Origin of the sequence: Bacillus sp. CCB-MMP212, from assembly GCF_022748145.1 — a bacterium.
GTDB lineage: Bacteria > Bacillota > Bacilli > Bacillales > Bacillaceae_G > Bacillus_A > Bacillus_A cereus.
The window spans coordinates 57,884-76,278 of sequence record NZ_JALDQE010000009.1; the positions used below are offsets into that span (position 1 = coordinate 57,884).

An 18,395-nucleotide genomic window follows, 5' to 3' on the forward strand; every position below is an offset into this window, starting at 1 on the left:
AAAGGGTGACCAAAATGGTCATCCTTTTTATTGTTGCTCACTTGTTTGTGTAGCTGGTTTTAATAAAAGCCAAGCAATAATTAATGTAAATACTGCTAATACGAAAGTGCTCATATAAATGACATGTACGCTTGATGCTAATGCGGATTGTGATTCGGTTACTACGTTTGCTGTAGTACCGCCATGTCCACCAGATACAAGATCAAGATTTTTAATACCACGTGCGTGAATCATCGTATTAAAGATTGTACCGAATATTGCAGCACCTAACGTTTGACTAAATGTATTAATAAATGTATTTAAACCAACAGCTGTCCCGCGTGTATGAGCTGGCACGGCTGCTTGAATTGTTACCATGTAAATCGGTGTCACAAGCCCCATTCCTAAGCCGAATAACCCGACTGCTACATAAATAAGGAATGATGGTGAATTTGTTGATAGTGTAAATAATAAGAACGTAGCAACTGATAAAATGCTAGCTCCAAGTAAAATAATTTGTTTCGTTTTTAACTTGCCAACTAAGTTACCCGAGAACATAGCCCCAAATGTCCACATAACAGGAATTGGCATTAAAATGAGTCCAGCTTCTGTTGCATTTTTTCCTAAAACACCCTGGCTCCAAATTGGAAGATACACAGTAATACTAATAATCATTGCGCCAGCAATAAGAGTTAATATATTTATCGTAGATAATGTACGGTTAGAGAAAAGTGCTAGCGGAATTAATGGTTCCGGAGATTTTTTCTCGATGAATAAGAAAATAATAAATGAAACGACGGCGAAGATTAATAGGCCGATAATTGTTATGTCTCCCCAGTTTTGCTTACTGCTACCTGTTAATAATGCATATAGTAGAGCGATTGTACTTAATGAGAAGACTGTTGCACCAAGATAATCGATATGATGTTTAGCAGGTTTAATAGATTCTTTGTAGTAAATTACAATCATTAAGCAAGCGATAATTCCGAATGGTACGTTTAAGAAGAAAATATAACGCCAAGAAAGGGAATCAACTAAAAATCCACCTACTAACGGTCCGATAACACCGGATACACCCCAAACGGCACTCATCCAACCTTGTGCTTTCGCGCGGTCTTTCGCTTCGCTATATAAGTCTCCAATAATCGTCATTGTGATTGGCATAACAGCACCAGCACCGATACCTTGAAGTGCGCGGAAGAAAATTAATTGTTCCATCGATGTAACGACTCCGCAAAGTGCAGAACCGACTAAAAAGATTGTAGCCCCGATCAGTAAAACCTTTTTACGACCGAATAAATCAGCGAGCTTTCCGTATATTGGAGTCGAAACAGCTGTTGCAAGCATATAAATTGCATATACCCAACTAACAAGTTCGACGCCTGACAAATCACTCGTTATACGAGGGATTGCTGTACTAACAATCGTTCCTTCTACCGCAGAAAGAAACGTCATTAACATTAAAGACATCATGACTTTTTTTCTCATTTGTTTTCCCCTTACCCTTTTTTAAATATTCAACAATATAAAATATAAAGGTACTAAGGTATATAAAGCAACAAAAAAGCAATGGAAAGTTACATGGAGCAGATGTTTATCGCTTCTTGTCGGTAAGTCGATATATTTGAGAAATCGCCGATATAATTACAGAATCGCTGATATATCTGTGGAATCGCCGATAATGATTTCATGGCAATATTAAAAAAGAAACAGGAATCCCTGTTTCTTTTTTTAATATTGCATTTTCGCGTTTTCTCCAGCAGTCGTTCCAGCAATTCTACCAGTAACAAGGGCTGATGTAATATTATAGCCACCAGTATAACCGTGGATATCAAGAACTTCTCCGCAGAAATATAAGCCGTTCGTAAATTTAGAAGACATTTCTTTCGGATTAATTTCTTTCACGGATACACCTCCGCCAGTAACGAATGCTTTTTCAATTGACTGCGTACCATTTACATTCACAGTAAACTCTTTAAAGTCTTTCACAAGTGCACGAATCTTTTCGTGAGAAACTTGTCCAGCTTGTTCACTACCGTCAATTTCATTTTTTTCTAATAAGAATAGGAAGTAACGTTCAGGGACATAACCTTTTAAAACGTTTTTAATTCCTTTTTTCGGATCTTCTTTCATTTGTTTCAGCATGCGCTGAAATAATTGCTCACTATTTTCCTCTGGCAATGCATCAATACTCATTTGTATTGTATTCGTTTTAAACTTTTTAAGTGCTTTCACGACGAATTGACTACAGCGAAGAGCAGCAGGACCAGATAGGCCGAAATGAGTGAAGAGCATGTCCATTTTGTGAGAAATGATAGCTTTTCCTTTCGGGTTTAATACGCTTAAGTTTATATCACGTAAAGCAAGACCTTGTAATGAGCGATCACGTATAAACGGCTCGTTTGACAGGATAGGTACTTCTGTTGGGAATAATTCTGTAATTGTATGACCTGCTTTTTCAGCCCAAGCGTATCCGTCTCCAGTAGATCCAGTTTGAGGAACTGATTTTCCGCCAACAGCGATAACGACGTGATTTGTTTCTAACACTTCGCCTGTTTGCAGTATAACTGCTTTCGTTTGACCATTTTCATATTCAATCGTTTCAACAGGTGTATTTGTACGGATTTTTACACCTAAGTTTTTTAATCGTGTTAAAAGTGCGTCTACAACAGATTGCGCTTTGTTTGACACAGGGAACATGCGACCGTGGTCTTCTTCTTTCAATTTAACACCAAGATTTTCGAAGAATGTAATAATATCTTCATTATTAAAAATAGAAAAAGCGCTGTATAAGAAGCGACCGTTTCCTGGTATATGTTTAACAATTTCATCAAGTGGTAGACGGTTTGTTACGTTGCAGCGTCCGCCACCAGAAATCGCAAGTTTACGCCCAAGTTTATTTCCTTTATCAAGAAGTAAGACATTTGCGCCTTCTTCTGCAGCACCAATTGCAGCCATTAGCCCAGAAGGACCGCCGCCGATGACAATAACATCATAATGCATAATATATCGACCTCATTTTCTACATTTCCTGCCTAAAAGAATAGCATGTTTTCCCTTAAAAGAAAAATAGAGTGAAGTACTGCTTAATGAGAGAATTGTGGTACAATACAAAAGTTAGAGTTCAGCACTATCCTGCTATTTGTAGGCGATAAGACTAAAACCTCAAGATTTAGGAGAAGTAAATAGGGAGTCTGTTAGCCTGTAAATGCTCGAATGGTTCAACTAATAAGGAGTAGGAGAGAAGTCTCCAACTAATTATAGTTTCACTTTATGTAGATGTAGGAGGATTTTTGTATGTCCGATTCGAAATTTCTGCGCGGAACGCTTATTGTTACGCTAGGGACATTTTTAGTAAAGTTCTTAGGCATGATTTACGTCTTTCCGTTTCATGCATTAGTAGGCACAGAAGGCGGAACGCTCTATACATATGGATACATTCCATATACGATCTTTTTAAGTATCGCAACGGCAGGTGTGCCGCTTGCTGTTTCAAAATTTGTTTCCAAATATAATGCGCTTGGCGATTATAAAACGAGCCGGAGAATGTTCCGCTCGGGAATGGTTATGATGATAGTAACAGGAGTTCTTTCGTTCCTAGTACTGTACATGACGGCGCCATTGTTTGCAGAAGCGATGCTTGGTAAACAAAGTATACACAATAATGTAGGAGAAGTTACGACGATCATTCGTCTTGTAAGTTTCGCACTTATTGTTGTACCAGCAGCGAGTTTAATTCGTGGTTATTTCCAAGGTCACCAGTCTATGGGACCAACTACCGTTTCACAAATTATTGAACAAATTATTCGTATCGTCTTTTTATTAGCTGGTAGTTTTATCGTTATTAAAGTACTTGGCGGTACAGTTGCAACAGCAGTTGGAGTAGCGACGTTTGCTGCGTTCGTTTCAGCGGTTGGAGCACTTGGTGTGTTAATTTGGTACTGGTTAAAACGTAAAAAATATTTGGATCAATATTTAATTGAACAAACTGTACCAGAATCAACAGTAAGTACCGTTCAATTGTTTAAAGAGTTATTCGCATATGCGATTCCTTACGTGGTAATTGGGTTAACAATTCCTTTATATCAACAAATTGATACATTGACATTTAACTCAATTATGCAGGCGATTGGTCAAGGTGATATCGCAGAGCGAGCGCTTGGTATTTTCACAATGTGGACGCATAAGTTAATTATGATTCCTGTATCACTTGCAACAGCGTTTAGTTTAACGCTTGTACCAGCAATTACAAAATCATTTACTGAAAAACAATACCGCTATTTGAAATTACAAATTACACAAACATTCCAAGCAAATATGTTTTTAACATTGCCAGCAGTTATCGGTATTTCAACACTTGCATATCCAATTTACACTGCTTTCTATGACTCAGATCCATTAGGTGGACAAGTATTAATGTGGTATGCACCAGTTGCATTGTTATTTGCTTTATTTACAGTAACAGCGGCAATTCTTCAAGGGATTAATCAGCAAAAGCATGCGATTGTCGCGCTTATTATGGGTGTTATTTTGAAATTTGTATGTAACGTAATCTTTATTCGTTATTTCGGTACAGTAGGAGCAATTCTAGCGACCGCAGTTGGTTTCTTAGCTTCTGTTTGGTATACAAATCGACAAATTAAAAAATACGCACACTATTCATTCGGTGTTGTATATAAAAGAACATTCCAAATTGCAGTACTGACACTTATAATGGTCGTTGCTGTAAAACTATCACAATGGCTTCTATCCTTCATGATTTCGCCTGATGGCCGTATTGGTGCTCTTATAACAGTTGCGATTTGTGCAGGTATTGGTGGTCTTGTTTACGGATTGTTAGCAATTCGCACAGGAGTACTTGAAAGAGTATTTGGCGGAGAAGCATTAGATAAAATTCAACGTAAACTTGGTAGTAGATTTAAAATAAAGTTGAAATCAAGAGGGGCGTAATTACGTCCCCTTTTCTATGATAAATAAAGAAGGTGAAAAACGTGAGATTAGATAAATTATTAGCGAATATGGGATATGGAAGTAGAAAAGAAGTAAAGAAATTATTGAAAGATGGCGTTGTGAAAATTGATGGAACGCCAGTAAAAGATGCGAAAGTTCATGTAAATGTAGAAGAGCAAGAAGTTATGATTCACGGTGAAGTTGTGGAATACAAAGAGTTTGTTTACTTAATGATGCATAAACCACAAGGTGTTATTTCAGCGACGGAAGATGATAATCATGAAACAGTAATAGATTTATTAGAATTAGAAGATGCAATCTTTGATCCGTTCCCAGTTGGACGACTTGATATCGATACGGAAGGTTTCTTATTGATAACAAATGATGGGAAGTTATCACATCAATTATTATCTCCTAAAAAGCATGTGCCGAAAAAATATTATGCACACGTTGCAGGAGTAGTAACAGAAGAGGATGTAAAAGAGTTTGCTAAAGGTGTTATTTTAGACGATGGCTATGAAACAAAGCCCGGTGCGCTTACAATATTGAAAAGCGATGATATTTCTGAAATTGAGCTTGTGATTACGGAAGGGAAATTCCATCAAGTGAAGCGTATGTTTGAAGCGGTAGGGAAAAAAGTAGTCTACCTAAAAAGAACAGAGATGGGTCCGTTAGTATTAGATGAAGAACTAGAACTTGGACAATACCGAGAGCTAACAGATGAAGAAGTAGAAATGTTAAGAACATATCAAGTAGATACTGAAAAGTAGTACCTTTATAGGTGCAGAAAAAACCCCTTTCTAATAGTTAGAAAGGGGTATGTATTTATTTACATACAATTATTTTTCGTTATGAGGTCATTCTCACTTTCTTTCCTGTTGTTGTCCACTTACCGCGGCAAGGGCTATACACGAGTTCATTAAACTGCAACACATTTAGATCACGTTGTATCGTTCGCGGTGTGATCCCGAACTCATCTACAAGGTCTTTCGTCGTTACCGTTCCGTTTTCATTGATGTACATATAAATTGATTTAATGCGTGTTAGCATACGAGTAGTTGTAGGTTTCAAGAGAAAACCACTCCTCTACTAGTTTTTTTGACCCCATTCAGGAAAGAAGGTCGTTACTACCATTGTACTCTACATGATAAAATTCATGCTTTAATCTACTTAAATTTTACAAAAGTTTAACAAATATTTATATAGAAAAATATTGGTAGTTGACATTGTATATATGGTCAGTCAACTAACACATAAAATTCTACGTAAAACGCCAAATTCCTGCAAATTTTTTTGAAAAAATAAAAGAAAAACTAATAAGAAATGTCTGAAATATTACAATTGTTCGGTATTTAGTTTTCGTGTATGGCATAAGGGATTTCGGTTTGCTATGATGAAAGAGATAATATAGTGAAGGATGGATGCGTGATGTCAGCGATTAATTGGACTGAAGAAGTTGCAAAACGAAAAGATGATTTAATTCGTGATACACAACAATTTTTACAAATTAAAAGTGTATGGGAAGAAGAATCGGCGAAAGAAGGCGCACCATTCGGTGAAGGTGTAGAAAAAGCGCTATCTTTCATGTTACATAAAGGAGAAGCTGAAGGTTTTGCTTCTAAAAATTTAGAAGGATATGCAGGTCATCTTGAAATGGGACAAGGAGAAGAGTTAGTAGGTATTCTTTGTCACGTTGATGTTGTACCAGAAGGAGATGGCTGGACGACTCCTGCGTATAGTGCGGATATTCGCGACGGAAAGATTTTTGCACGTGGTGCAATTGACGATAAAGGCCCAACGATGGCAGCATATTATGCGATGAAAATTGTGAAAGAATTAGGCTTACCTCTTTCAAAACGTGTGCGTATGATTATAGGAACAGATGAGGAAAGCAATTGGAAATGTGTAGATCACTACTTTAAAAACGAAGAAATGCCAACAATCGGTTTTGCACCAGATGCAGACTTTCCAATTATTAATGCAGAAAAAGGAATTTCTGATATACAAGTTGTGCAAAATGGTAGTGAAGAGAAAAAAGGTACATATGAACTTGTTTCATTTGATTCAGGGCGTCGTTTAAATATGGTTCCTGATTTTGCAGAAGCAGTTATTACAGGAGAAGATGTAAATGCACTTACAGTAGCATATGAAGAGTATTTACAAACTGCTAAAAAAATAGGGAAATCGACTATAGAAGGCAATACAGTGACGTTGCAAATAGAAGGAATTTCAGCGCACGGATCTACTCCTGAAAAAGGAGAAAATGCAGGTTTATTATTAGCAAACTTCTTAACTACAGTTTCACTTGATGGAAAAGCAACTGCATTTGCGACATTTGCAACAGAAACATTTACTGGTGATATTTTTGGTGAAAAAGCTACTATTGCTTATAAAGATGAAATTAGCGGTCCATTAACAGTGAATGTTGGTCGCCTTTCTTATACGAAAGAGAATGGTGGTAATTTAGGATTAAACGTACGTTACCCAGTTACGACTAACTTTGAAGAAATGATTGCAAAGTTAAAAGAATATGTAGGTACGTATGGATTTGCAGTAGCAGACTATTCTAACTCTCGTCCGCATCACGTTGATAAAGATCACGAGTTAATTCGTACGTTGCAACGTGTATATGAGGAACAAACAGGTGAAAAAGCTGAATTGTTAGCAATCGGCGGAGGTACTTATGCTCGCTCATTAAAAGCTGGTGTGGCATTTGGACCGCTATTCCCTGGAAAAGAAGAACTTGCGCATCAAAAAGATGAGTACATTGAAATTGAAGACTTATTAAAAGCAACAGCAATTTATGCGCAAGCAATTCATGAACTAGCGAAGTAAAGTGAAACTTTAATCACCGATATATGAATAATGACCGCTCTCTACTTTAGAGGGCGGCTTCTTTTTAATTGAATGAGATAAGAAAGAAAAGAAACAATAGAAAGAAGGAGACGGTGTACATGGATAGGCATTATTTTGTCGCAATTACGTTACCAAATCATATAAAAGAAGTGCTGTCTAACTATAAAGAGGATACGAATGCGGAATTACCATTTCGCTCGTGGGTACATAAGGAAGATTATCATATTACCCTTTCCTTTTTAGGAGGTGCGACAGAAGAACAGTTAAAAGGGATAAAGAATGGATTACAAACACTTACAAAAACAAAAGAACTATCGTTCACGTTACAAGGTTTTTCAACGTTTGGTAGAGAAGATCAGCCCCGTATTTTTTGGGCGAAGGTAAGTGAGAATCACGGTTTGTTTCAGTTGCAAAAGCAAGTACATGTCATTTGTGAAGAAAATGGATTTTCTCTAGAAACACGCCCGTATCATCCGCATATTACTGTTGCTCGTAAATGGATAGGAGAAGAAAAGTTTCATTTAGAAAGTATAAAAGAAGTACCTGAAATATCATTTCAAGCAGATACAATTACTTTATACGAATCCCACGTGAAAGAAACCCCGAAGTATAAATCGATTGCTGAAATAAAATTACAAAAATAGAATGGTGAAAACGTTTTTTATGCAGGTGAATATAATATAGAGAAGAATGGAGTTACTGTATAGAGTCTTGTTGATAAGAAAAGCCTTATCATTTGCAGCTCATTTTATCTCGCTCATTAAAGTTTCACTTTATTTTAACTTTGAGAATGATGGTGATTTTTTTATGTTGAAAGTAAAACGTCCATTTGATGCCTATTTAGATGAAATGAATAAAATTACAATTTTGCTCCCACATGCGTATGGAACAAGTCGGACATTTCGTTTGCAAGAAGGAAGTAATGTGAAAGATTTACCGATTGCTCATACGATTGCGCTTCCAGATGCAACGAAGTATGAGTGCTTTATAGAAGAGCCGCTAGATGTGGGAAAGTATTATACAGTACGAGATGAACGGAATGAAGAAACGGATTTACAAATAGGTGCTGTTATTCGAACAACAATTTTCGATGAAAAGTATTATTACGAAGGTACAGATTTAGGTGCTGTGTATCAAAAAGAAGAAACGACATTTAAAGTATGGGCCCCAACTGCAAGGCTTGCAAAAGTAAGAATTTATAAGAGCGATAAAGAATATGCCGATCATGAAATGTACAGGGGAGAAAACGGAGTTTGGATTCAAACATTACAAGGTGATTTAGACGGAGCACGCTATACATTTCTCGTTTGTATTAATTTAATATGGAACGAAGCTGTAGATCCTTATGCAAAGTCGGTGACGGTAAACGGAAAACACGGTGTTGTTATCGATTTAGAAAAAACGAATGTAACAAGAAGAGAAGGATTACCACCATTACAATCAATGACAGATGCCATATTGTATGAACTGCATATTCGTGATGCGACTATACATCAAAATAGTGGAGTGATTCAAAAGGGAACATATAAAGGATTGATGGAAGAGGGAACAACAGGACGGAATGGGACTTTAACAGGGTTGTCTCATATAAAAGATTTAGGTGTTACACATGTTGAACTATTACCGTTATATTGTTTCGGTGGTGTAGATGAGGCGAATCCTTCGTCTGCCTATAATTGGGGGTATAATCCATTATATTACAATGCACCAACAGGATTTTATGCTACAAATCCCTCTGATCCGTATAACAGGATAGTAGAGTGTAAACAGTTGATCGAGACATTTCATGAGCATGGCATTAGGGTAATTATAGATGTTGTATATAATCATGTTTATGAAAGAGAGCTATCATCATTTGAAAAGCTTGTTCCAGGATACTATTTTCGTCATGGTGAAGATGGTATGCCTTCTAATGGGACGGGAGTCGGAAATGATATAGCATCTGAACGGAAAATGATGAGGAAATTCATTGTAGAGTCTATTTTATATTGGCTTACTGAATATAATGTCGATGGATTCCGATTCGACTTAATGGGAATTTTAGATGTTGATACAATGAATATGATAGAAAAAGAAGTGCGAAACATAAAACGAGATGCTTTGTTATTAGGAGAAGGATGGGACTTACAAACACCGCTTCCTCGTGAGGAAAAAGCAACGTTAAATAATGCGAAGAAAATGCCACATATGGCGCAGTTTAATGATCAATTTCGTGATGGGATAAAAGGGAGTACATTTCATATAAATAAGCGTGGTTTTGCATTTGGTGGGCATGTAGACTGTAATCATTTGCAGTATATTGCAGCAGGAAGTCTTTTAAGTATGAAAGAAACAGGGCTGTTTCTAGAGCCGGCGCAAAGCATTAACTATGTAGAATGTCATGATAATATGACGATGTGGGATAAACTAGTGCGCAGTAATGAAGAATCAGAAGCGATTTTGAAAAAACGTCACCTGCTAGCGAGCGCAATGGTTATTCTTTCACAAGGTATTCCTTTCTTACATGCAGGACAAGAGTTTTATCGTACGAAGAAAGGAAATGAAAATAGCTATAATGCAAGTGATGAGATCAATCAATTAGATTGGGATCAAAAAGAGAAAGAAATAGAGACCGTTAACTATATAAAAGGTTTAATTGCGATTCGTAAAGAGCATGGGGCATTCCGATTACAAAACGCAGACCTTATAAAAAAACATATGACTTTTTTACAAACATCTACAGAAGTACTTGCATATCACCTAGAGCATGCAGAATCGTTTGGGCCGTGGAAAGAGATTGTCGTTTTATTTAATAGCGGTTTAGAAGCTAAAACTGTGCAACTTCCGAAAGAAGAAACGTGGCATGTGATAGTAGACGAAAAGCAAGCGAAAATAGAGCCAATTTCTTCATTTAGAGGAAAGGAACTTAGGCTCGCTCCAATTAGCACGTATATATTGACGATAATGTGACAAATCGCTACTTGACGATGAGAATGTAATAAATGTAGAATTGACAAAGGTGACGATTTTGATAAGTTGTCATTCTATGACAGGTTTTGTAAAATAAAATAGAGAATTTTTGGCTGAGGCTAATTTTTCTTTTCATTTACAGTAAAATATATGAATCCACAACATGTGTAGAAATGTTGCGGTTTTTCTTTTCATAACTATAAAAGATAAGGATTTGTTAACGGGTAATGAATATGGAATGGTTGGAACAATTATTAGGAAAAGAGTGGAGTCTTGTACCGGCTGGTGGAGTAACGGGCGATGCATATATTGCGCAAAACGGACAACAGAAGTTATTTTTAAAGCGGAATACATCGCCCTTTTTAGCGGTATTGTCAGCAGAAGGAATTGTTCCAAAATTACTTTGGACAAGAAGGGTAACGAACGGTGATGTAATTTCTGCTCAAAAATGGCTTCCGGGACAGAAGTTAGAGCCAGAGGATATGAAACTAGAACGTGTTGCGAAACTTTTGAAGAAAATTCACTCCTCTAAAGCGCTTGTACAGATGATTCAAAGACTTGGGAAGCAACCGCTTCACGCACAAGAGTTATTACAACAACTGCAACTCGTTTTAAGAGGAGATATAAGGGATGATGAAACAATTCAGCAAGGCCTTCAATATTTAATGGATTCATTAAAAGCTATTGAATACAATGAATTCGTTGTATGCCATTGTGATGTAAACCATAACAACTGGATATTGTCGGATGAAGATGAGTTGTTTTTAATTGATTGGGATGGAGCTGTAATTGCTGACCCAGCTCTAGACCTTGGTATGTTATTATATTGGTACATTCCGCGCCAGGAGTGGAGTGAGTGGCTCGGTTTTTATGATATTGAAATGGATGAATCGCTGCTTAGGCGCATGAGATGGTATGTGATAGCACAAACGATTTTGTCTATTCAATGGCATACAACAAAAAAACAGCAAGCAGAAGCTGAATATTGGCATCAATATTTACAGCAACTACTTGCTTCAGAATAATACTTAAGAAAAATTGTCCATTCCAGCAATCCACTGAGTAAGTTGTTCTTGATTATTGGAAATATGGTTGTCCAAATTAGAGGAAGATTTACCCGATTGACTATAAGAATATACATCGTTTAGCATTGTTTTAGCGTCACTACTTATATTATCGTTTGCGAGTAACGATTGAATGAGGCGCTCTAATTGCTCGCATTCTGAAACTGTCCCGCAGCAATCACTTTGGTGGTTGACTAAAATATCTTTCAGCACTTCTAATTGATGTTGTTGATTAATTGGCATGAACGGATCATCCTTTCGATTGTTTTTCTCTTCAAATGTAAGAGAAAAAGCTGTTTCGTCATGGAATGTTTAATGCTGTATGTAGTTTTTATCAAAATGGTACATCTTATACTTGAAAGAAACGGACCGAGTGCTCGTACGTACTTGGTTTTTTGTTTGGTAGATTGATAAAAAAAAGAAAGAAGGAATTATTCCTTTAAAATAGTTTTGTAAAGAGAGGGAGACATCTATGCGTTTAAGACATAAACCATATGCAATGGATCGAATTAACGAGTATTCACATATCGTAATCGGAAACCCAGAGGAGCGCGCTGGTAACTGGAAAGAAGTATTTGGAAATGAACAACCAATTCATATTGAAGTAGGTACAGGTCGTGGCCGCTTTATGTATGATATGGCAAAAGCGAATCCACATATTAATTATATTGGAATTGAAAAATTCACAAGTGTTGTTGTAGATGCACTTGATAAATTAATTGAAGAAGAAGTGCCGAACTTAAAGTTAATTAATAAAGATGCTGAAGATTTAACAGTTTTCTTTGCAAAAGGTGAGATTGATCGCGTTTATTTAAACTTCTCAGATCCATGGCCAAAGAAGCGTCATACGAAGCGTCGTTTAACGTATAAAACGTTTTTACGCAATTATGAAGAAGTGTTAGTAGAAGGCGGAGAAATTCATTTCAAAACAGATAACCAAGGTTTATTTGAATATTCTCTTATGAGTATGGCTGAGTATGGTATGTTACTAACTTACTTAAGCTTAGATCTTCATAACAGCGACTTTGAAGGTAACATCATGACTGAATACGAAGAGAAATTCTCTAGTAAAGGTCATCGTATTTACCGAGTTGAAGCAAAATATCGTACAGAGCCTATGCAGTAATGCATAGGTTTTTTTATATCTAAAATAATCAGAATTTTATGTTAAGATTAATTGAAAGGGGGATGTGTAATGGAACAGTTACAAATTGGAGATATAAAAGTAACGTGGTTAAAAGGCGGAAATACACATTTAGATGGAGGGGCAATGTTTGGTGTTGTGCCGAAAGTACTTTGGTCACGTAAATATAAACATAATGACACAAATCATATTTACTTACGAACAGATCCGTTACTTTTACAAACGAAAGATGGAAATATGCTCATTGATTCAGGAATAGGAAACGGTAAGTTGGATGAGAAGATGAAACGAAATCAAGGTGTAACAGAAGAATCATCGGTTTATGAATCGTTAGAAAAACAGGGATTAAAGCCTGAAGATATTCAATATGTTTTAATGACACACCTTCATTTTGATCATGCATCTGGCCTAACAAAATGGGATGGGGATCACCTTGTACCAGCGTTTCCAAATGCGAAAGTTTACGTAAGTGAAACAGAGTGGAATGAAATGAGGAACCCAAATATTAGATCCCGTAATACATATTGGAAGGAAAATTGGGAACCGATTGTAGATCAAGTTGTTACGTTTCAGCAAGAAATAGAAATTACAGATGAAATCAAGATGGCACATACGGGTGGGCATAGTGATGGACATGCAGTCATCATTTTGGAGAGTCAAGGGGAAACGATGCTACATTTAGCAGATCTCTTGCCGACGCACGCGCATCAAAATGTATTATGGGTAATGGCATACGATGATTATCCGATGACCTCGATTGAAAATAAACAAAAATGGATGAAGTATGGTGCTGAAAAAGAGGCATGGTTTACGTTTTACCATGACGCATATTATCGCGCTGTGAAGTGGAATGAGGAAGGTCATATCGTAGAAAAAATAGAACGGAAAACGAGTATAGAAGCATAAAAATAGGAGGTTGTTCCATCATATTTATTGGAGCAGCTTCTTTTTTATTGTCGGGTTTTGTCGGTAAGTCGATATATTTAAAAAATCGCTGATATAATTTGAGTTGCGCTGATATATTTAAAAAATCGCCGATATAATTTGAGTTGCGCTGATATATTCGAAAAATCGCTGATATAATTTTAAGCAATACCCGCAATTTCAAAAAAATAAGAGGTTCACCTAATGGGAACCCTCCGTTTTATGCTGCTATAACCTCTAAAACAGTACCTGTTTTAGCATCAACTAAAAATTCAAATCGTTCTTGTATATCATCTAACATTGTTGTAAGACCGCCGCGATAAACTTCATATGCGACATCATATTTTTCAAATGTCTCTGGAACCATATGTACCCAAGAGCCAGTAATTTCACCTTTATGACTTAATGCTTGTTTCACCATTTTCAATGCTTTTTCTGAAGAAATATGGGATTGTTCTTGTACTTTGTTTGCAACGAGATAACCAGCTGCGAACCCAACGCCAAGACCTGCTACTAAACCTTTCCAGCTCATATATTCACCTCAATTCTATAAAATAAAAATAGTGTACCAATAATAATTATAAAGCAAATACAGCTAAAAAAGAAGAAACTAGAAACATTTCGAAAATTTCGTTACAATAAAAGAGGTATTCTACTAAGGTTTGAAAGAAGGGGACTTCGTGAATAAAGAGACATTGCAATTATTTCGTACGTTAACAGAATTACAAGGTGCATCAGGTTTTGAACATGATGTACGCCGTTTTATGAAACAAGAATTAAGCAAATATGCGGATGAAATTGTACAAGACGGTTTAGGTAGCGTATTTGGTCTGAAAAAAGGGGACGAAACTGGCCCGCGTGTTCTTGTAGCAGGTCATATGGATGAAGTAGGTTTCATGGTTACGCAAATTACGAAAAACGGAATGCTTCGTTTTCAAACGTTAGGCGGCTGGTGGAGCCAAGTTTTATTAGCGCAGCGTGTACAAGTTATGACGAAGAATGGTCCTGTTATTGGGGTTGTTGGTTCTATTCCTCCTCATTTATTAAGTGACGCGCAACGTGCAAAACCGATGGATATAAAAAATATGTTAATTGATATAGGTGCAGATAGTTATGAAGATGCGATTGAAATTGGTGTAAAACCAGGACAACAAATCGTGCCGATTTGCCCATTCACACCGATGGCAAATGAGAAGAAAATTATGGCGAAAGCTTGGGACAACCGTTACGGATGTGGTCTTGCAATCGAATTGTTAAAAGAATTAAAAGACGAAACATTACCAAATACATTATATTCTGGTGCTACTGTACAAGAAGAAGTAGGTCTTCGCGGAGCGCAAACCGCTGCAAATATGATTCAACCAGACATTTTCTATGCGCTTGATGCAAGTCCAGCAAACGATGCATCTGGTGACAAAACGCAGTTCGGTCAATTAGGAAAAGGTGCCCTTCTTCGTATTTACGATCGCACGATGGTAACACATAGAGGAATGCGCGAATTCATTTTAGATACAGCAGAAACAAACAACATTCCGTACCAATACTTTATTTCACAAGGTGGTACAGATGCTGGTCGTGTACATACAAGTAACTCTGGTATCCCATCAGCAGTAATTGGTGTTTGTGCACGCTACATTCATACACATGCTTCAATTTTACATGTTGATGATTATGCAGCGGCGAAAGAATTAATTACGAAGCTTGTAAGAACAACAGATAAAACGACGTTAGAGACAATTAAGAATAACGCGTAGAGAAGAAGGGCGAAAAACCCTTCTTTTTTTAGGTTGAATAGATGACCCAGCGATGAGTGGGAGCGGTCAGTGCTTAATTGGTGTTCGAATGATGTATGAAGACTCCAAGTAGGAAGTGAGAGGAAGGCTGTTTTTGTTTTCGAAGACGGTAATGTTGCTAGAAAAAACCTTCTTTTTTAGGCTGAATAGATGACTTGGTGATATGTGGTAGTGGTTGATGTTTAATTTGTAACTGAAGCGGATATTAGAATAGAATGATGAATTTTTATAGAGGTGAACGAAATGAAAGTAGTAGTTGGATCGAAGAATAAAACGAAGGTTGGCGCTGTGGAGAAGGTTTGGAAAGATGCTGAAATTACATCTTTTTCTGTTCCTTCAGGAGTAGCAAATCAGCCGTTTTCAGATGAAGAGACGATGCAAGGAGCGATTAATAGAGCGAAGCGAGCGCTAGAGGAAGGAGGAGCTCAAATTGGTATTGGGCTAGAAGGCGGCGTAATGAAAACGGAGTACGGTTTATTTATGTGTAATTGGGGCGCGCTAGCAACAAGTGATGGTAAAATATTTGTTGCCGGCGGGGCACGTATTACGTTACCGGATGATTTTTTAGCACCTCTTGAAGAGGGCAAGGAGTTAAGTGAAGTGATGGAAGAGTTTGTACAGAGAAAAGATATTCGTAGTCACGAAGGTGCAATCGGTATTTTTACAGATGATTATGTTGATCGCACGGAATTATTTGTACACGTTGTTAAGTTACTTGTTGGGCAATATAAGTATGACAAAAAGCAAGCATAAACCTTGCACCATGCGTGATGTATGGTAGTATAAAAGAAAGATTATAACATGAAAACATGCACTCGTTAGAGGAGGAAATATAGATGAAGTCATTAGAAAGCATGGAGCAATTCCAACAATTAAAAAATGAAGAGAATGTAGTCTTTATGTTCTCAGCAGAATGGTGCCCAGACTGCCGTTTTGTAGACCCATTTATGCCAGAAGTAGAAGAGAAATATAGTGATTTCTCATTTTACTATGTAGATCGTGATGAGTTTATTGATCTATGTGTAAAATTAGACGTATTTGGCATTCCGAGCTTTGTAGCGTACAATAAGGGTGAAGAAACTGGTCGCTATGTAAACAAAGATCGTAAAACACAAGAACAAATCGAAGAGTTCATTGAAGGTTTAAAATAAGGCAATTTGCCAATTGAATTGTAAAACAACCTCTACCTTCGCGGGGGAGGTTATTTTTTTGGAAGGGAGGAAAAAGAGATGAAGATGACAAGTAAAAAGATGAAAGACGAGTTAATGAAGAAATTATCTCGCCCAGAATGGGACTTTCAGTATGATAGCGAGAAAGAAGTTCTACGTATTGAACAGAAAGACTCTAAAAAAGGTATTAACGTATCGCTTCCAGGAGTTGTGGCAAAATGGGAAGTGAATAAAGAAAAAGCAATTGAAGAGGTTGCTTATTACGTACAAGAAGCGCTAATTGCGATGCATAAAGAAGAAAATAGCGGAGCGAAAATTTTACCTGTTATTCGCTCTACTTCTTTCCCGAAACAAGCAGAAGAAGGAAATCCGTTTATTATGACGGATCATACGGCGGAAACACGTATTTACTACGCGTTAGATTCTAATAAAACGTATCGACTAATCGATGAGCGTTTATTACAAAAGTTAGAGCTTACAGAACAACAAGTACGTGAAATGGCATTATTCAATGCTCGTTCATTAGGTTATGAATTTAAACAAGACACAGTAGCGGGTAATACATTCTACTTTTTAAACACAAATGATGGATATGACGCGACGCGTATTTTAAACGAATCGTTACTACAATCGATGCGTGAAAAGATTTCTGGTGACATGGTTGTTGCTGTTCCTCACCAAGATGTATTAATTATTGCTGATATCGTTAACGAAATCGGTTATGATATTATTGCACAAATGACAATGAAATTTTTTGCCGAAGGGCATGTTCCGATTACATCACTTTCATTCGTATATGAAGATGGAGACTTTGAACCAATCTTTATTTTAGCGAAGAATCGGAAGAAGACAGATGGAAAAGAGAAAGGATGAACGAAGTGAACGTTTTTTACAACCTTGAAGGAATTGGTGACACTTTAATTGTTGCCTTACAAGATATTACTTTAGAGAACCGTACTTTTGATCGCAAAGGAGATGTTGCTCGCGTTTATGATCGTGAAAGCAACGTAACGGGAGGATTCAACATCTTTAATGCATCTTCTTATTTAGAAGTAACAGAAACAGGTAACCTTACATTAACGAAAGAGCTTGTTGAGAAAATCAACGAAATTTTAGCGAAGAACGGCTTTGAAGAAACAGTAGAAGCAGATCTTTCTCCGAAATTTGTTGTAGGTTATGTAGCTGAAAAAGAAAAGCATCCAAATGCTGATAAGTTAAACATCTGTAAAGTAGAAATCGGTACAGAAACATTACAAATCGTATGTGGCGCACCAAACGTTGATGCAGGACAAAAAGTTGTCGTTGCAAAAATCGGTGCTGTAATGCCAAGCGGTATGTTAATCAAGCCAGCTGAGCTTCGCGGTGTTCCTTCTTCTGGAATGATCTGCTCTGCACGTGAATTAGAGCTTCCAGACGCTCCACAAGAAAAAGGTATTCTTGTATTAGAAGATAGTTTTGAAGTTGGACAAGAATTTAAATTTTAATTGATATAAGAAAAGAGAGGTTGTCCTTTTGGGCAGCCTCTCTTTTTTGTCATTTTTGTTGGTAAATCGAAATTTCGTGTTGA

The 18,395-nt window shown here is 36.9% G+C and carries 18 protein-coding genes; 13 read left to right on the forward strand and 5 right to left on the reverse strand.

Going from position 1 to position 18,395, the window contains the following annotated elements; genetic code table 11:
• Window positions 1–27: 27 nt before the first annotated feature.
• Together MRP26_RS22340 and MRP26_RS22345 are read right to left on the reverse strand one after the other, a co-directional pair.
• Complete coding sequence (locus MRP26_RS22340) at window positions 28–1,467, reverse strand: MDR family MFS transporter (protein WP_001228030.1); 1,440 nt, start codon at window positions 1,465–1,467, stop codon at window positions 28–30.
• Window positions 1,468–1,710: 243 nt separating this feature from the next.
• On the reverse strand, window positions 1,711–2,982 hold the full coding sequence (locus MRP26_RS22345; RefSeq protein ID WP_078400688.1) for a BaiN/RdsA family NAD(P)/FAD-dependent oxidoreductase: 1,272 nt from the start codon (window positions 2,980–2,982) through the stop codon (window positions 1,711–1,713).
• A gap of 294 nt (window positions 2,983–3,276) precedes the next feature.
• Between MRP26_RS22345 and MRP26_RS22350 the strand changes: the two genes are divergently transcribed.
• Complete coding sequence (locus MRP26_RS22350; RefSeq protein ID WP_001284026.1) at window positions 3,277–4,929, forward strand: putative polysaccharide biosynthesis protein; 1,653 nt, start codon at window positions 3,277–3,279, stop codon at window positions 4,927–4,929.
• 41 nt (window positions 4,930–4,970) lie between these two features.
• Window positions 4,971–5,699 (forward strand): pseudouridine synthase, encoded by a 729-nt coding sequence (locus tag MRP26_RS22355; RefSeq protein ID WP_001234948.1) that lies wholly within the window; start codon window positions 4,971–4,973, stop codon window positions 5,697–5,699.
• Window positions 5,700–5,778: 79 nt separating this feature from the next.
• Here the strand turns inward: MRP26_RS22355 and MRP26_RS22360 are convergent, their stop codons facing one another.
• Window positions 5,779–6,000, reverse strand: a complete 222-nt coding sequence (locus tag MRP26_RS22360) for a DeoR family transcriptional regulator (protein ID WP_000805512.1) — start codon at window positions 5,998–6,000, stop codon at window positions 5,779–5,781.
• A 357-nt stretch (window positions 6,001–6,357) separates the two neighbouring features.
• Between MRP26_RS22360 and pepV the strand changes: the two genes are divergently transcribed.
• The 4 genes from pepV to MRP26_RS22380 all read left to right on the forward strand — a co-directional run bounded on the left by pepV (window position 6,358) and on the right by MRP26_RS22380 (window position 11,759).
• Window positions 6,358–7,764 carry a dipeptidase PepV gene (pepV, locus tag MRP26_RS22365; RefSeq protein WP_001274237.1) on the forward strand — a complete coding sequence of 469 codons (1,407 nt, stop codon included), beginning with the start codon at window positions 6,358–6,360 and terminating at the stop codon, window positions 7,762–7,764.
• Between the two features lie 119 nt (window positions 7,765–7,883).
• The gene (gene thpR, locus MRP26_RS22370) at window positions 7,884–8,429 is read left to right on the forward strand and encodes an RNA 2',3'-cyclic phosphodiesterase (RefSeq protein ID WP_078400687.1); all 546 of its coding nucleotides are present in this window, start codon (window positions 7,884–7,886) and stop codon (window positions 8,427–8,429) included.
• 163 nt (window positions 8,430–8,592) lie between these two features.
• Complete coding sequence (gene pulA / locus MRP26_RS22375) at window positions 8,593–10,734, forward strand: type I pullulanase (protein ID WP_069356317.1); 2,142 nt, start codon at window positions 8,593–8,595, stop codon at window positions 10,732–10,734.
• Window positions 10,735–10,961: 227 nt separating this feature from the next.
• Window positions 10,962–11,759, forward strand: a complete 798-nt coding sequence (locus MRP26_RS22380; protein WP_002094168.1) for a phosphotransferase family protein — start codon at window positions 10,962–10,964, stop codon at window positions 11,757–11,759.
• Between the two features lie 3 nt (window positions 11,760–11,762).
• On the opposite strand, the gene MRP26_RS22385 is transcribed toward MRP26_RS22380, so the two are convergent.
• A complete protein-coding gene (locus MRP26_RS22385) occupies window positions 11,763–12,041 on the reverse strand; it encodes a YtzH-like family protein (RefSeq protein ID WP_001122235.1) in 279 nt (92 codons plus the stop codon).
• A 229-nt stretch (window positions 12,042–12,270) separates the two neighbouring features.
• Between MRP26_RS22385 and trmB the strand changes: the two genes are divergently transcribed.
• Window positions 12,271–12,924 (forward strand): tRNA (guanosine(46)-N7)-methyltransferase TrmB, encoded by a 654-nt coding sequence (gene trmB / locus MRP26_RS22390; protein ID WP_001239383.1) that lies wholly within the window; start codon window positions 12,271–12,273, stop codon window positions 12,922–12,924.
• Between the two features lie 69 nt (window positions 12,925–12,993).
• On the forward strand, window positions 12,994–13,848 hold the full coding sequence (locus tag MRP26_RS22395; protein WP_000436840.1) for a YtnP family quorum-quenching lactonase: 855 nt from the start codon (window positions 12,994–12,996) through the stop codon (window positions 13,846–13,848).
• Window positions 13,849–14,086: 238 nt separating this feature from the next.
• Here MRP26_RS22395 and MRP26_RS22400 read toward each other — a convergent pair whose 3' ends face one another.
• Window positions 14,087–14,398: a PepSY domain-containing protein gene (locus MRP26_RS22400; protein ID WP_000118541.1), complete on the reverse strand. Its 312-nt coding sequence runs from the start codon at window positions 14,396–14,398 to the stop codon at window positions 14,087–14,089.
• Between the two features lie 148 nt (window positions 14,399–14,546).
• On the opposite strand from MRP26_RS22400, the gene MRP26_RS22405 reads away from it, so the two are divergent.
• The 5 genes from MRP26_RS22405 to ytpR all read left to right on the forward strand — a co-directional run bounded on the left by MRP26_RS22405 (window position 14,547) and on the right by ytpR (window position 18,312).
• Window positions 14,547–15,620: a M42 family metallopeptidase gene (locus MRP26_RS22405; protein ID WP_001031517.1), complete on the forward strand. Its 1,074-nt coding sequence runs from the start codon at window positions 14,547–14,549 to the stop codon at window positions 15,618–15,620.
• 282 nt (window positions 15,621–15,902) lie between these two features.
• Complete coding sequence (locus tag MRP26_RS22410) at window positions 15,903–16,412, forward strand: DUF84 family protein (protein ID WP_242806976.1); 510 nt, start codon at window positions 15,903–15,905, stop codon at window positions 16,410–16,412.
• 83 nt (window positions 16,413–16,495) lie between these two features.
• A complete protein-coding gene (locus tag MRP26_RS22415) occupies window positions 16,496–16,810 on the forward strand; it encodes a thioredoxin family protein (protein WP_000838193.1) in 315 nt (104 codons plus the stop codon).
• Window positions 16,811–16,888: 78 nt separating this feature from the next.
• The gene (locus tag MRP26_RS22420) at window positions 16,889–17,701 is read left to right on the forward strand and encodes a DUF1444 domain-containing protein (RefSeq protein ID WP_000784605.1); all 813 of its coding nucleotides are present in this window, start codon (window positions 16,889–16,891) and stop codon (window positions 17,699–17,701) included.
• Window positions 17,698–18,312 carry a YtpR family tRNA-binding protein gene (gene ytpR, locus MRP26_RS22425; RefSeq protein WP_001006777.1) on the forward strand — a complete coding sequence of 205 codons (615 nt, stop codon included), beginning with the start codon at window positions 17,698–17,700 and terminating at the stop codon, window positions 18,310–18,312. Before MRP26_RS22420 ends, ytpR begins: the two co-directional genes overlap by 4 nt.
• Window positions 18,313–18,395 lie beyond the last annotated feature (83 nt).